This is a genomic window from Pseudofrankia saprophytica, from assembly GCF_000235425.2.
In the GTDB taxonomy this organism is placed as follows: domain Bacteria; phylum Actinomycetota; class Actinomycetes; order Frankiales; family Frankiaceae; genus Pseudofrankia; species Pseudofrankia saprophytica.
The window spans coordinates 3,226,986-3,240,060 of the sequence record NZ_KI912266.1 but is presented as its reverse complement, the minus strand read 5'-3'; the positions used below and the strand labels follow the sequence as shown (position 1 = coordinate 3,240,060).

Annotated in this window: 15 protein-coding genes; 7 read left to right on the top strand and 8 right to left on the bottom strand. The window is 69.2% G+C overall.

The features are described 5' to 3' along the window. The first annotated feature begins 16 nt into the window (after positions 1 to 16). Positions 17 to 505 (top strand): DinB family protein, encoded by a 489-nt coding sequence (locus tag FRCN3DRAFT_RS0213465; RefSeq protein WP_027140548.1) that lies wholly within the window; start codon positions 17 to 19, stop codon positions 503 to 505. A 344-nt stretch (positions 506 to 849) separates the two neighbouring features. On the opposite strand, the gene FRCN3DRAFT_RS44370 is transcribed toward FRCN3DRAFT_RS0213465, so the two are convergent. After that, positions 850 to 1,110, bottom strand: a complete 261-nt coding sequence (locus FRCN3DRAFT_RS44370) for a hypothetical protein (protein WP_007516224.1) — start codon at positions 1,108 to 1,110, stop codon at positions 850 to 852. A 49-nt stretch (positions 1,111 to 1,159) separates the two neighbouring features. Next, positions 1,160 to 1,405, bottom strand: a complete 246-nt coding sequence (locus tag FRCN3DRAFT_RS56155; protein ID WP_027140547.1) for a hypothetical protein — start codon at positions 1,403 to 1,405, stop codon at positions 1,160 to 1,162. Between FRCN3DRAFT_RS56155 and FRCN3DRAFT_RS51420 the strand changes: the two genes are divergently transcribed. From FRCN3DRAFT_RS51420 to FRCN3DRAFT_RS0213430, 4 genes are all read left to right on the top strand, one after another. Then, positions 1,383 to 1,847 (top strand): LuxR C-terminal-related transcriptional regulator, encoded by a 465-nt coding sequence (locus FRCN3DRAFT_RS51420; protein ID WP_007516223.1) that lies wholly within the window; start codon positions 1,383 to 1,385, stop codon positions 1,845 to 1,847. The two genes, FRCN3DRAFT_RS56155 and FRCN3DRAFT_RS51420, sit on opposite strands and share 23 nt — an antisense overlap. Before the next feature lie 282 nt (positions 1,848 to 2,129). Next, the gene (locus FRCN3DRAFT_RS0213445; RefSeq protein ID WP_007516222.1) at positions 2,130 to 3,080 is read left to right on the top strand and encodes a TauD/TfdA dioxygenase family protein; all 951 of its coding nucleotides are present in this window, start codon (positions 2,130 to 2,132) and stop codon (positions 3,078 to 3,080) included. Between the two features lie 29 nt (positions 3,081 to 3,109). Beyond that, positions 3,110 to 3,976, top strand: a complete 867-nt coding sequence (locus FRCN3DRAFT_RS0213440; RefSeq protein ID WP_007516221.1) for an alpha/beta fold hydrolase — start codon at positions 3,110 to 3,112, stop codon at positions 3,974 to 3,976. A 282-nt stretch (positions 3,977 to 4,258) separates the two neighbouring features. Continuing rightward, positions 4,259 to 4,978 carry a GntR family transcriptional regulator gene (locus FRCN3DRAFT_RS0213430; RefSeq protein ID WP_007516219.1) on the top strand — a complete coding sequence of 240 codons (720 nt, stop codon included), beginning with the start codon at positions 4,259 to 4,261 and terminating at the stop codon, positions 4,976 to 4,978. Here the strand turns inward: FRCN3DRAFT_RS0213430 and FRCN3DRAFT_RS0213425 are convergent. The 5 genes from FRCN3DRAFT_RS0213425 to FRCN3DRAFT_RS0213400 form a co-directional block, all read right to left on the bottom strand. Continuing rightward, positions 4,941 to 6,632: a thiolase C-terminal domain-containing protein gene (locus FRCN3DRAFT_RS0213425; RefSeq protein WP_007516218.1), complete on the bottom strand. Its 1,692-nt coding sequence runs from the start codon at positions 6,630 to 6,632 to the stop codon at positions 4,941 to 4,943. The two genes, FRCN3DRAFT_RS0213430 and FRCN3DRAFT_RS0213425, sit on opposite strands and share 38 nt — an antisense overlap. Positions 6,633 to 6,665: 33 nt before the next feature. Then, positions 6,666 to 7,631, bottom strand: coding sequence for a TIGR03621 family F420-dependent LLM class oxidoreductase (locus tag FRCN3DRAFT_RS0213420; protein WP_007516217.1), 966 nt, complete (start codon positions 7,629 to 7,631; stop codon positions 6,666 to 6,668). 84 nt (positions 7,632 to 7,715) lie between these two features. Beyond that, entirely contained in the window at positions 7,716 to 8,876 is a 1,161-nt protein-coding gene (locus FRCN3DRAFT_RS44360; RefSeq protein ID WP_007516216.1) for a nickel-dependent lactate racemase family protein, read from the bottom strand. 112 nt (positions 8,877 to 8,988) lie between these two features. Further along, a complete protein-coding gene (locus tag FRCN3DRAFT_RS0213405) occupies positions 8,989 to 9,750 on the bottom strand; it encodes a sugar phosphate isomerase/epimerase family protein (RefSeq protein ID WP_007516214.1) in 762 nt (253 codons plus the stop codon). A 178-nt stretch (positions 9,751 to 9,928) separates the two neighbouring features. Further along, the gene (locus FRCN3DRAFT_RS0213400) at positions 9,929 to 10,738 is read right to left on the bottom strand and encodes an enoyl-CoA hydratase (RefSeq protein ID WP_007516213.1); all 810 of its coding nucleotides are present in this window, start codon (positions 10,736 to 10,738) and stop codon (positions 9,929 to 9,931) included. 236 nt (positions 10,739 to 10,974) lie between these two features. On the opposite strand from FRCN3DRAFT_RS0213400, the gene FRCN3DRAFT_RS0213395 reads away from it, so the two are divergent. Further along, positions 10,975 to 11,421 carry a nitroreductase family deazaflavin-dependent oxidoreductase gene (locus FRCN3DRAFT_RS0213395; RefSeq protein ID WP_007516212.1) on the top strand — a complete coding sequence of 149 codons (447 nt, stop codon included), beginning with the start codon at positions 10,975 to 10,977 and terminating at the stop codon, positions 11,419 to 11,421. Beyond that, entirely contained in the window at positions 11,418 to 12,182 is a 765-nt protein-coding gene (locus FRCN3DRAFT_RS0213390) for an SDR family NAD(P)-dependent oxidoreductase (RefSeq protein ID WP_007516211.1), read from the top strand. The genes FRCN3DRAFT_RS0213395 and FRCN3DRAFT_RS0213390 overlap by 4 nt, the downstream gene beginning before the upstream one ends. Here FRCN3DRAFT_RS0213390 and FRCN3DRAFT_RS55070 read toward each other — a convergent pair. Continuing rightward, positions 12,151 to 12,741, bottom strand: a complete 591-nt coding sequence (locus FRCN3DRAFT_RS55070; protein WP_007516210.1) for a hypothetical protein — start codon at positions 12,739 to 12,741, stop codon at positions 12,151 to 12,153. The genes FRCN3DRAFT_RS0213390 and FRCN3DRAFT_RS55070 overlap by 32 nt on opposite strands. Between the last annotated feature and the right edge of the window lie 334 nt (positions 12,742 to 13,075).

The following is a 13,075-nucleotide window of genomic DNA, read 5'->3' as shown; positions in this document are numbered from 1 at the left end:
GAAAGCTGAACAATTAATGTTCATATGGCCCCGAATGACCGCTGGACCCGAACGTCTCATGTTGGAGAGCTTGCTTGACCGCAACCGGCAAGCGCTCATCGACACCACGCGAGGGCTATCCGAGACCGACGCACGGCGGCGCCTGGTCGTCTCACTGACCACACCGATCGGGCTGATCAAACACGCCGCCACCGCCGAGCGCATCTGGTTCCAACGCACCCTGCTCGGCCTGGACGAGTCCGCATGCGACGGCTACGCCACCGGTGACGACGGCAGTTTCGTTGTCGCCGGCGGCGAAACGCTGGCCGACGTGATCGCCGAGTTTGAGCGTGCCAGCGAGCGTTCCCGCGTGATCGCCGCTGACTTCGAGCTCGACGACACCAAGCCGCACCCCCGCGCTGGCGATGTCAGTCTGCGGTTTGTCTACCTGCTCCTGATCGAGGATTTCGCCCGTCACGCCGGCCATGGTGACATTCTCCGAGAACAAATCACCGCCGCACGATAGGCGTTGGCAGGGTTGCGCGCTGCTCGCGGGTTTTCGAGAATGGCTAGCGGACCAGCTAGGACATGGAGCCAACCTCGCGTGGCCGATCCTGATCTCCATGGCCGCCTTCCGGACGAGCCTGAAGGCGCCTGGCAAAGAATGGTCGGCGATGGTTCCGATGCGGCAACGGCGGCACTCTTCGAACATCTCTTCAGGTTTCTCGAATCGCGAGCGTCGTGACAGGGATTCGGTTCTTCATCCTGATCAGGCGCGCGGGACCACCGGCGGACGTGCCTCCATGGGGCGGGCTAGACGCAGGTCCTCGTGTTGCATCACGCATCAGCGTGCGCGCACCTAAATATCGATCACTCGACGACCAGCCGGGCGCTCGCGAACACCGCGTGCTCCGCCATCAGCATCCGCAGCCGCTGCTCCGGCGGCACCGAGAGAATTGCCTTCACCTGGACCAGCAGCGAAGGGTCGGACTGCCAGGTCTCCCTCGTCACCGTCCCGAACAGAGCCTGGGCACGCGCCTGCTCCGCCCGCCCACGCAGGTAGACAGCCCGCTCGGCAGGATCCTCCGGCGGATCAAAAGGATCATCCAGGCTCGCCGCCGAACCTCCCATGTGAACGGCACCGGACTACAATACGAGCCCTCCACGGTGCACAGCCACCTCACGGCCAGACCCGCACGCACGAGACTACCAGCGCCGCCACCAAAAAGATCAACAAGAACGCGGCGGCGGGGGCGGACCGGTCAGACCCACCACGCCCGTCGAAGCGCCGGCCCGCCTCCACCGACGATTTGGCTGTCGCCGCCGTCCCGATCCGCAGGGCCGGGGGGACCTGGGCGGTGATGTACGCCGCCACAAGGTCAAGGGAGCAGATCGGATCAAACGTGAGCGACACCTTCGTCGACATTGCTCGCGCATTCGAGCGATTCCTCGCGTACCACGGCGGCGGCCTCAAGGGAAACACCGGGATCGTTCCGGACGCACGACCACCCGCCCCGGGCCTTAAAACTCTTCTCCGAATCGAGGCCGAACTCGAAGGACTGACTGATCGGTCCGACGACGACCAGGCCGTGCGGACTCGGGTCGAGTCCATCCGCCAACTGTTGTATATCTGCTATGGATACACGGATCAGGTAGCCGACCATGACTCCGTCTCCAGCCTGACGCCACGCGAGCTGGAGGTGATCCGGTCTATCGCCGAAGGCCACTCCAACGCGGAGGCCGCGAAACTCCTCGCGGTAAGGCCGGAAACCATCAAGTCGCACCTGCGAAGCATCATGCAGCAGCTCGGTGTACACAATCGCATCGCCGCCGTGAACACGGCACGCAGGGCCGGCCTGGTGCCGTAGGCCCGACGCCCCCGACGCCACGGGACAGCGCCGCGCGACGGCGGAGGTGATCGATCCGCTCCAGCCCTCGATGGCGAGCTCCCACCCGGCCTCCCGTACCACGAACGCTCGACGGCTAGCTCATGTGGATCCATAATCCATCATGCATCGGGAGGTACCTACGGAGAGCGCGGGTGATTCGGCGGACAGGACCGCCCCGGTCTGCATGCCGGCCCGCCCAGGACCCGGTCCTGGAACCAGGAGACGTCCCGCGGGGCGTTCCGATCCGGGAGGAGGCCGCACGTGGCCGAGCATTTCTCGATTCGCCCGCTGACCGTCGGCGCTGAGATCGTCGACCTCACCAGCGACCCCGGCGACCCCGCGGTGCGGGATGACCTGTTCGCGGCGTGGCTCGAGTACGGGCTCCTGCTGTTCCGGGATGTCGACTCGATCGAGCGGCACATCGCGCTGAGCCGCTGTTTCGGCGAGCTGGAGATCCATCCGCTCCCCAGTGTCCGTGCCCCGGAGAACGACCTGTTCATGGTCGTCGGCGACGAGATCTCACGGCCTTACGTCTATGACGACGCGGAGATCAAGGTCGGCACGATTCCCTGGCACCGGGACACGGCCTACACCCCGAACATCTCGACGGGTGCGCTGCTGCGGATCCTCGTCACGCCGGACGTCGACGGCGAGACGATGTTCGCCGACACGGCGCGGGCATACGACGACCTGCCGGACGACGTGAAGGCCCGCCTGGCCGGACTGGAGTACCGGGCCACCCTGCGGCGCTCGCCGATGGAGCAGACCGGACCTGGGGCGATCTGGCGGACGGTGCGTCCACTCACCGACGAGGAGTGGGCGAAGGCAGGGCTGTCGGGGCGCGCGGCCGATGGTGGGCGGCGCGGCGCGAGTCCGCCGTCGGTCGTGCATCCGGCGGTGGTCGTGCATCCGGAGTCGGGCCGTACCTGCCTGTTCCTGAGCCCGAAGGAGTTCGACTTCTTCCTCGGGATGGAGCCGGTGGACAGCGACGAGCTGTTCGCGTACCTGTGCGACCACATGCTCCAGGGCCGGTACGTCTACAAGCATCGCTGGGCCGTCGACGACGTCGTCGGATGGGACAACCGGCGGTTCCTGCACGCGGCGGTCGGCAGCAGGATCGGCGACCGCCGTCGTGGCCTGCGCACGACGCTCGCCGGCGCCTTCGGCGTCGGACGCCTCGTCGAGGCCGCCGCCAGCGGCGCCGGCAACTGACCAGCACACGCGATTTCAGGGGAATCGATATGGCACGAGCCAAGGTGAACGGGTTGACCATCGGCTTTGACATCATCGGCGACGGGCGGCGCTCCTGGGCGCTGGCCCCGGGCGGCCGGTACTCCCGGGAAACCCCCGGGCTGGCGCAGTTGGCCGAACAACTGGCCAGGCATGACGGCCGAGTGCTGATCTGGGACCGCCCGAACTGCGGCGAGTCGGACGTCTGCTTCGAGGGCTCCAATGAATCGAACCTGCACGCCGACACCCTGGCCGCGCTGCTCGAGCACCTGGACATGGCTCCGGCCGTCCTCGCCGCCGGGTCGGCCGGAGCCCGGGTCTCCCTCCTGGCCGAGAGCCGCCATCCCGCGACCGCGAAGGCACTCGCGCTCTGGTGGCCCAGCGGAGGCGCGTTCGAGTTGTTCGTCCTTGGCAACGTCTACTGCACACCGTCCATGCGCGAATGCTGGCGGACCGGCATGGCCGGGGTCGCGGCGCTGCCGGACTGGGCCGAACAGATCACGAAGAACCCCGAGAACCGGCAGCGGATCCTCGACCAGGACCCGGCCGTGTTCCTGGAGACCATGGACCGGTGGCTGCGCGCCTTCATCCCGCGGGACGACGAGGTCATTCCCGGCCTGCCCGACGACCAGCTGGCCACCATCGCGCCACCGGCGATGGTCTTCAACAGCGGCGTGAGCGACGGCAACCATCCGCGCTGGGTGTCGGAACGCATCGCGAAACTGCTGCCGAACGCGCGCCTGGTCGACCCGCCGTGGGGTGACCGCGAGTGGCACGAACGCCAGGCCGAGCGTGACAAGGGAATCTTCGTGCGCTGGCCGCTCCTGGCCCCACAGCTCACGGCCTGGGCGGACGACGTCCTGGGCACCACCGCCTGATCGCCGAACCGCCGCCGGCTCCGGTCACGGCGTCGGCGGTGGCTTCGACCGCCTCGGCGCCAGTCTCAGGAGGTCATGTCTGGTGCCGTGTTCCGGCGGTCGGCGCGTCAGGGCGGCTGACCTGCGGGGTGCTGTCGACGCACCACTAAAATTCGGGCGTATGTGCGCGCCCGCCGTCGTGACCCGACGGCGAGGCGAAAGGGAGAAGGGGACGATCACCCAGATGCCGAAGATCTGCGTCGAGGTCGGGGGGCTCCTCGACGGTGTCGGTGGCGGCTGATCGTGGTTTCGCATCCCATCAAGCTAGAGAAGGCCAGTAGCCAGGTCGTCGACTATCTCCTGGAGGAGATCTTCGAGGGACGGCTGCGGTCGGGCCAGCGCATCGACATCATCAACGTGAGCAAGATCCTCGAGATCAGCCGGAGTCCTGTCCGCGAAGCGGTCGTCATGTTGGAACGTGACGGGATCGTGTCCAGCCGGCCGCATCGGGGAGTTTTCGTCGAGCCATTCGACGCCGACTCGATCCTGGACGACTTCGAGGTGATGGGTCTGTTGAGCGGCGTGGCGGTCGCCCGGCTGGCGACCAGGCCGGACCCGGAGGTCATCGCCGAGCTTCGCCGGCTGGTGCGCGAACTCGAGGCGGCCGGATCGCCGGACCGGATGCGTGAGCTCGTCCAGGAGATCCTGCGGGCGGAACACCGCGCCGGCGGTTCCCGGCGTCTGCTGGCGCAGCTGCGCGCCTTCGCCGGGTATCTGTCCTGGGTGTTCCGGGTGCACAGCGGCCAGCCGCCGGGCACCAGCGCCCTCGCGCACGGCCGGGTCGTGGAAGCGATCGCTGCCGGTGAGCCGGAGCAGGCGTCCCACCACCGGGTCGAGGACTTCCGAGCCGCGGGAAAGGCAGTCGTCCAGGACCTCGCCCGCCGCGGCGTCCTGGCTGAAGGCTCCCCACGAGACGGCGCCGGGGTCAGTCCCGCCGGAGCAGGATCACCCCCGCGGGTGTGAGTCCCCCGCTGGTGGCGACGGCGACCCGCGCCCCCGGCACCTGGCGTTCTCCCCCGTCGCCCCGCAGCTGCACGACCGCCTCATGGACGAACCCCATGCCGTGGGTGCGTCCGGCCGACAGCTGACCACCGTGCGGGTTGAGCGCGATCGCGCCGCCTTCCCGGGCGATGTTGCGCCCCTCGGCCAGGAAGTCCCCCGCCTCGCCGATCTTGCAGAACCCCAGAGCCTCGATCCACGACAGGCAGTTGAAGGTGAACCCGTCGTAGAGCAACGCGACGTCCACATCGTCGGGGCCCATCGACGTACGCGTCCAGAGATGGGCAGCCGGGCCGAGGGTATGCGGCTCGTGAGTGACCGTCGCCTGGTCCCAGGCGATCCGTTCGGTCATCTGCGTGCCCACCGCCTCCACCAGCACCGGAGGCCGCGGCAGGTCGCGGGCGGCCTCGATCGCGGACACGACGACCGCCACACACCCGTCGGCGGGCACGTCACAGTCGTAGAGCCCGAACGGGGTGCTGATGGTGCGGGCCGACAGGTAGTCGTCCATCGTGAGCGGATCCCGGTAGACCGCCGAGGGGTTCAGCGCGGCGTTCGCCCGCTGCGTGACGGCGATCTGGCCGAGGGCGGCACGGGTGGTGCCGTACCGGGCGAAGTGATGCGACGCGCGCAGTGCCAGCGTGATCGCCGCCGACCCCACCCCGTAGGGCCCGCTGTACCCGGGGACCCGGCCCTCGTGTTTCCCCATCCCGTAGGGGCTGGCGCCGCCCGGGCCCGCGGCCCGTTGCCGGGCGGCGAAGGTGGCCTGCCAGACGGTGCGGAAACAGACGACGTGACGCGCCAGGCCGGCCGCCACGGCGAGCATCGCGGCGATCACCGACCCGGCGGGGCCGAACGTCTCGCCGCCGCCGTTGTACCAGGTCGGCCGTAGGCCGAGGGCGTCCTCGAGCGCGCTGACTCCACCCTCGCCTATCCCGCCGGTCGCCGGCGTTCCCGGGTAGGTGGACAGGCCGTCGATGTCGTCCAGGTCCAGCCCGGCGTCGGCCACCGCGGCCGTCACCGCCTCCACCGTGAGCGACAGGGGCGGTCGCATCAGCCGTCGGCCGATCGGCGAGGTGCCGATGCCGGTGATGGCCACCCGATCCTCGAACCGGTCCGAGCGCGCCATCGGCCGAACGCGCAGCCGGTGGTCCTCGGGGGCGATCTCGTCCGCTGGCAGGTCGGCGTCGGGCTCACCGCTGGGAACGTAGAGCGGAATCCAGACATCGCCACGGTGCTCGAACCTGGGAACGACGCGCATGCCGACCCTGAGCTCGTCGGCGTCGACGTCGACGAGGTTGGTCGTCAGCCGGACCCGGGGATCCGCGTCGAGAACGACGGTCGCGACCGCGTAGGGCGGTGGCATCCGGGGGTCCCACGGCTGGTGGTTCACCGTGACCCCGGCGACGACACCACTCCCCGGGACCTCCCTACGCCCCAGATCAGTGGATCGGCAGTAACGGCAGACGGGCTGCGGCGGATGCAGCAGTGCGCCACAGCCATCGCAGCACACGAAGGAGAGCAGACCGTCGCGGCCGGCCTCCCAGAACGGTCGGCTTTCCTCGTCGAGCAGCGGTAAGGAACGCTCGACGTTCTCCATGGTCAGCATTCGAGTCATCGATCTCTCCAAAGCCGCTCTGGTCCCATGCCGTTACCGTCCCGACAGCCGCTCGACGACGGGGGCCAGGGACTCGGGGGTCGCCCCGAGCGGCGCGGAGAAGTAGCTGATCCCGAAGCGGTCCCGGGTGTCGCGGAGCTTCGCGCAGACCTCGTCGAGCGGGCCGACGGCGACCATCGGCGACGCGCGAAGCTCCTCTTTCGAGGGGACGGCGCCCTCCCGCGACCTCAGCTGCCGGGTGAAGCGTTCGAAGAACGCGTCGAACCCGCCGGCCGGGTCGTCGGTGATCGTGACGTTCAGCAGCTGGGCGCCGAGCTCGAGCTCGTCGAAACGATCGCCGGCGGCCGCGCGGACCCACCCGACCTTCTCCTCGTACGTCTCGGCGGCGAAGGGGCGGGACTCGGGCGAGGGCGACCCGCCCGAGATGCGCGGCATGATCTGGACGATGTCGGCCTGGCGGCCGGCGACCGACAGCAGCCGGCGACCGCCGCCGCCGATCATGATCGGCGGGCGGGGGCGCTGCGTCGGTGTCGGCGTTCCCTCCAGGTCGGTGATCCCGAAGTGACGTCTGGAGAAGGTGAAGGGGCCGTCGGCGAACAGGCCCTTGAGGATGACGACCACCTCCTCGAGACGGTCGATGCGGGTCGGCGCGTCGTCGAAGCGGAGGCCGGCCTCGGCGTACTCGGCCCGCATCCACCCGGCGCCGATGCCCACCTCGAGCCTGCCGCCCGACAGCACGTCGAGGGTGGCGAGTTCCTTGGCGAGCACCGCGGGATGGCGGAAGTCCTGGTTGAGCACGGTCTGGGTGAGCCGCACCGTGCTCGTCGCGTCGGCGACCGCCTGCAGCGCGAGCAGCGGGGCGAACGGCAGCATGAAGTGGTCGGCCATGGCGAAGGTCGCGTAGCCGAGCTTCTCGATGGTCCGCCCGGCCTCGAGGAGCGCCGCGCGGTCGGAAACCCGCCCGGGTCCCGTCCCGAACCGGATCGGTCTCACGCCCATGTCGCTCCTAGTCATTCAGGCCACCTGCCAGGTCAGGAACCTGATCTCGAGGTGCTCGTCGAACTTGGCGGTGCCGTACCGATCTCACGGATGGCTCTCGATCGCGCCCGCGACTGTCGCCACGGTGAGAGGTCCTTCGGGAAGAAGGCAGACGGTGGCGTCCGTGCCCCTTCGGCCGAGCAGTTCGGCGACGGTGGCGGACGGGTCCTCGACGGGCCGCAGGTGCGCGGCCCGCACCTGGTCGGCCGACAAGCCCTCGGTGTACAGGTGGACCGTCGCCGTCGAGAGCACCCGGCCGAACACCTGTGTCTGCCACGTGTCCTGGGAGGCGGCGACGTCCGGGTCGGTGAGCGCCGCGGCGGATGTCGCCGACCTGATGATCCGCGCGAAGGCCCCCTCGTCGGGATACCCGTCCACGCAGCTGGCCAGTATCACGATGTCACCGCCAGGCCGGACCACCCGTTCGGCGGCCGCCATGCCCTTGACCGTCTGGTACAGGTTGCGGTCCAGGGGCAGGCCGGCGTTGCTGCTGATCACGATGTCGCAGGCCGCCGGCAGGGTGTGCACCGCGGTCCGCCGCACGAACGCGCACGCCTCGCGATGCGCGCCCGGAAGTGTGCCCACGAACGCCGCCGTGACCTCACGGGCGCTGTTGATCGCCACGTCGACCGAGAGGTCCGGCGGCAGGAGCGCCGCCGCCCGCGCGATGAAGCGGTGCACGGGGTTCGCGTCCAGCTCGGTCCAGGTGGAACGCGGATGAAGGATGCGCGCGGGGCTGTGGGCCGCGAGGATCGTCTCGAGGGCGGCGACGCCGGGGCAGACCGCCTTGGGCCCGCCGCTGAAACCGGCGAAGAAGTGGGGCTCGACGAAGCCGGTGACGATGCGCACGTCGGCCGCGACGTAGCGGCGGTCGAGCAGCACCGGCGTCCCGTCGACCGTCCCCACCTCGACGTGGTCGCCGTCCGTGGCGACGTGCTGGTGCACCGCATAGCGGGCCAGGATGTCGGGGCCGACCAGCGCCGCAAGTTCCTCGGCCGTGGCCGGCCGGTGTGTTCCGGTGGAGCACAGCAGGGTGACCTCGTGCGGCCCCGCGCCCAGCCGCTCCAGCTCGGCCAGCAGCGGGGGCAGCACGACCCGGTTGGGCATGGGTCGGGTGATGTCCGGGAACACGATCACGACCGTCGTGCCCGGTGCCACCAGATCGGGCAGTGGCCGACCGACCAGCGGCCGGCGCAGCGCCGTCACGAGCGCCGCCGCCGGGTCGGGAAGACCGGGCCGGTCGGTCGGCGCAACACGTGGGCGTTGTCGGGCACGTCGACCGGGACCGTTCCCGGCCCGTAGGCCAGCTCGACCCGCATCAGGACCAGTACCGAGCAGACGACGCGTAGGCCCGGCGAGCGAACTCGGGTACCGGCAGGGCGCGCAGCTCCCGGTTGAGCACCTCGACGCTCACCACGCCGTCGAAGCCTCGGTCCAGCAGCGTGGACGCGAACCGGTCGAGTTCGAAGACCCCATCGCCTGGCATCACCCGGCGGTGCATCGTCTCGCGCATCAGGTTGTCCGACTCCGGCACTGGCGCGTCATCGAACTGGATGTAAGCGATCTGCTCCAACGGGACGTGGGCCAGGTCCTCCCAGGTGCTGTCGCCGAGGAAGAAGTGCCAGGTGTCGATCAGCAGGCCCGCCCGGTCGGTTCCCGCGGCCGCCACGACCTCCAGGCCGGTCCTGATCGACGTCACCGGACCGAGCGGGCTGAACTCGACGGCCATGCCTGCCCCCGCCTCGGCGAGGATCGCGGCGCATCGTTCGATGACCTTGGCGGTCTCGTCTGTGAGGCCGACCCGGAAAACGGCGTTGACCCAGCGCGCGCCGATGACGGCGGCCGCCTCGGCCAGCCGCTGCGCCGAGAACACCGTCGCCGTCTCGTCCTCGGCGATGACGAGTGCCAGCAGTTCATGGCAGTGCAACCCCGCGGACGCGAAGGACGCGGCGGCCTCGGTGTTCACCCGGCCGGCGGGGATACCAAGCGCCGAGAATCCCGCGTCGCGGGCCGCCCGCACCAGCCCGTCCGTGTCGATGTCCCACCGGCTGTCCGGAGTCAGCGCAAGTTCGACGGCCATCTTCTGATCACCTCTCCTCAGGACAGTGGCCAGTCGAGTCCCGGCAGGGCGGCCGGTGCAGGGATGCGGCGACCGGCCGAATGACCACCGGTACGGGCACGCCGACGATGTCAGGACAACGGCCGAACCGGCTGCGGCCGGCGCCACCATCCCTGCTCCTACGCCGCCAGCGCTGGTCTCACCGGGCGGTGCTTCGCTCCTTCATCGCGGTGAGGGCTGCCAATGAGGGAGTACCGCCGGTGACGACGTTGGCTCGTGTGTGGCCGAAGTGGTGCATGTCGAAGCAGGCCTCAAGCGCGCTCGCGAAGCCCTGGATGTCGAGGGTGCGATTGATCGCCCGCTTGGCCATCCGTAGCGCGAAGCTGTCCTGCGCGGCGATACGGCGGGCGAGCTCAAGGGTGGCGGGAAGGAGGTCGTCGGTGGGCACCACCTTGTTGACCATGCCAATCTGGCGCGCCTCCTCAGCGGTGATTGACCCACCCGTGAACAGCAGTTCCTTGGCCTTGCGGGCGCCGAACTCCCAGGCATGAGCGTGGTACTCGACGCCGCAGATGCCCATGTAGAGCACCGGGTCGGAGAACTCGGCGTTGTCCGCGGCGACGATCAGGTCGCACGGCCAGCACAGCATCAGCCCGGCGGCGATGCACTTGCCCTGTACCGCGGCGATCGACGGCTTGGGGACCTCCCGCCAGCGCTTGGCGTAGTGGAAGTAGTGGCGGGTCTCCCAGTCGTACAGCGCGTCGGGCAGCGGGATCTCGCGGTCGATCGTGGACGTCTGCTTGCCGCTCATGTCGTGACCGGCCGAGAAGTGCTTACCGCTCGACCGCAGCACGATGACCTTCACCTCGGACGACTCGTCCGCCGCCTGCCACGCCTGGTCCAGCTCCATCAGGACCTTCTGGCTCTGGGCGTTGGCGGCCTCTGGCCGGTTCAGCGTGATGATCCCGACATGGTCGTCGACCTCGAACTGGACATGATCGAGCTGCATGCGTCCTCCCAGGAGCGATGCCGGCGGCGGCACGAGCGCGTACCGCGCGGCATGAGCCGGTTCTAGCGCATCCGGCCGGCAAAGTGAATTATGGATCCAACTTGCACCGGCCGTCGACCAACCCGGCTGAGCGGCCCGTCGGCTCGGTGCTGCCGCCGCCCTGCCCGGATCGCCAGATACGAGCGGAGGCGATCGCCTCCGGTCTCCTTCGGCCGGCCGGCCGAAGGAGAGTCCCGATGACCGAACCGACCTACACTCAGCACGATCTGACCCTGCTCAAGGACAACCATGTCCGCGCCTACCGGGAGACCGGAGGCGAGGTCGGGTACCTGTGGAACGGCGTCCCGATCCTGCTGCTGACCGCGACAGGGCGCCGCACGGGCGAGCCTCGGACCTCGGCGCTGATCTTCGGTCGTGACGGCGACGACTACCTTGTCGTGGCCTCGACCGGTGGGGCTCCGAAGCATCCGTCGTGGTACCTGAACCTCCGGGCACGTCCAGCGGCCGAGATCCAGGTCAGGGCCGAGCACATCCCGGTCATCGCCCGAACGGCATCCGACAGCGAGAAGCCACGTCTCTGGAAGTTCATGGCCGACCTCTGGCCGAACTACGACGCATACCAGACGCGCACCGACCGAGCCATCCCCGTCGTCGTACTCGCGCCAGCTGGGAACCGGCCATGAGAGGCCTCGCCGGCAAGGTCGCGCTCGTCGCCGGCGGCGGGTCGGGTATCGGCGCCGCGACCGCCATACGCCTCGCCGAGGAGGGCGCCTTCGTCGTCGTCGGCGACATCGACGCCGGCAACGCCGAGCGCGTGGCGGCCGCCATCCGCCAGGACGGTGGCAAGGCCGCCCCGATCCCGTTCGACATCGCCGACGAGGCCTCCGTCGACGAACTCGTGACCCGGAGCGTCGAGATCTTTGGAGGTCTCGACGCCGTGCATGTCAATGCGGCGGATCTCTCCTCCGGCACGCTCGGCCGTGACACGGACGCCGAAGCCGTCCCCCTGGAGGTCTTCGACCGGACCATCGCCGTCAACCTGCGGGGCCACGTTCTGGTCACTCGGCGCGTCCTCGCCGAGCTGCGCGCCAGGAGCGGTGGCGCCATCGTCTATACCGCGTCGGCGGCGGCGTTCACCGGCGGGTCGGGCCGCGTCTCCTACGCCACAGCCAAAAGCGGGCTGCTGGCATTGTCCCGCCATGTCGCTCACCGATGGGGTAAGGAGGGCATCCGCGCCAACGTGGTGTCGCCGGGCTACGTCCTGACCGAGGGCGTGCTCGCCCGAGCGAACGCCATCTCGCGGCAGGTCCTGGACCTCTGCGCGGCGCCACGGCTCGGCCAGCCAAAGGACATCGCGGCGGCCGTCGCCTACCTGCTCTCCGACGACGCCGAATGGGTCACCGGCCAGGTACTCAGCGTCGACGGAGGCACAACCATGCGATAGCAGGATTTGTTGCACTCGTCGGAGGCGGGGTCGCGGTCGACGCCCAGGCTGATCGGATGATGGCTCGCTGCCTTCGTCGTCCACCGGCTCCGGTCTCGAAGTTCGCTGGGTTCAGGTTCCTGCCCGGGGCGGCGTTGTTCGACCGGAACTCCAGCACGTCGAGCAGCGCGATCAGCCCGCGCCGGTAGTGGTTCGAGCACGAGGCCTTCAGCGTGGTCTGCACGGTGCGCCGGTACACCGGCCCCTTGGTCTTGAACTCGTGCACCAGGTCCCGCAGCGTCTGCTCCCCGCCGGCCACCGCCGGAAACACCACCTCGCAGACCGGCTCATCCGGGCTGCTAAGCGAGGCCTCGGCGATCGCGAACAGGATGTTCTCCTTGCCGGTCACCCGCTTGAACGCGTTGACCAGCTCCTCGATGACCTTCTTGTCCGCGCGCGCGCCGATCCGGTGCACCATCGAGATCAGCAGCTCCACGAGCGTGTCGGTGATCTCCTGAAGCCGGTGGTGCAGCAGCGCCAGCATCGACTCGGCGTCGGGGAGGTGGGAGGGGCCCTCCATGGCTAGTGGAGGGCCCGCTCCGCCGAGTTGCCGTCCGGACCAATTCAGACGCCGCCTCGGTGCAGCCAGCCGCCTAGGCGGCGTACGGCTGCGGGTCCTAGTAGACGGGATCGGAGGCCTGTTCGGCCAGACGTTCGGATACACCCGGACGAAAAGCCTTCTGACCTGCGCTTTCATAGTTGTTAGGTGGCTGTTCCTTCGACAACGCCCGCGCCGTGGAATTGTTGGGCTGACCGTCCCAACGCGATGCGGAGTCGAAACAGACAACACGGTGGTCGCTGTCCCTGTCATACGGCCCGGTAGGCCTGCATCATCGCCGTAACGCCACACGTTT

Coding starts and splice junctions, on each gene's coding strand:
- FRCN3DRAFT_RS0213390 (WP_007516211.1), top strand. CDS start 11,418: ATGAGAGGCCTCGCCGGCAAGGTCGCGCTCGTCGCCGGCGGCGGGTCG.
- FRCN3DRAFT_RS56155 (WP_027140547.1), bottom strand. CDS start 1,405: ATGTCGACGAAGGTGTCGCTCACGTTTGATCCGATCTGCTCCCTTGAC.
- FRCN3DRAFT_RS0213425 (WP_007516218.1), bottom strand. CDS start 6,632: ATGACTCGAATGCTGACCATGGAGAACGTCGAGCGTTCCTTACCGCTG.
- FRCN3DRAFT_RS0213440 (WP_007516221.1), top strand. CDS start 3,110: ATGGCACGAGCCAAGGTGAACGGGTTGACCATCGGCTTTGACATCATC.
- FRCN3DRAFT_RS0213405 (WP_007516214.1), bottom strand. CDS start 9,750: ATGGCCGTCGAACTTGCGCTGACTCCGGACAGCCGGTGGGACATCGAC.
- FRCN3DRAFT_RS44370 (WP_007516224.1), bottom strand. CDS start 1,110: ATGGGAGGTTCGGCGGCGAGCCTGGATGATCCTTTTGATCCGCCGGAG.
- FRCN3DRAFT_RS0213465 (WP_027140548.1), top strand. CDS start 17: ATGTTCATATGGCCCCGAATGACCGCTGGACCCGAACGTCTCATGTTG.
- FRCN3DRAFT_RS0213420 (WP_007516217.1), bottom strand. CDS start 7,631: ATGGGCGTGAGACCGATCCGGTTCGGGACGGGACCCGGGCGGGTTTCC.
- FRCN3DRAFT_RS0213395 (WP_007516212.1), top strand. CDS start 10,975: ATGACCGAACCGACCTACACTCAGCACGATCTGACCCTGCTCAAGGAC.
- FRCN3DRAFT_RS0213400 (WP_007516213.1), bottom strand. CDS start 10,738: ATGCAGCTCGATCATGTCCAGTTCGAGGTCGACGACCATGTCGGGATC.
- FRCN3DRAFT_RS55070 (WP_007516210.1), bottom strand. CDS start 12,741: ATGGAGGGCCCCTCCCACCTCCCCGACGCCGAGTCGATGCTGGCGCTG.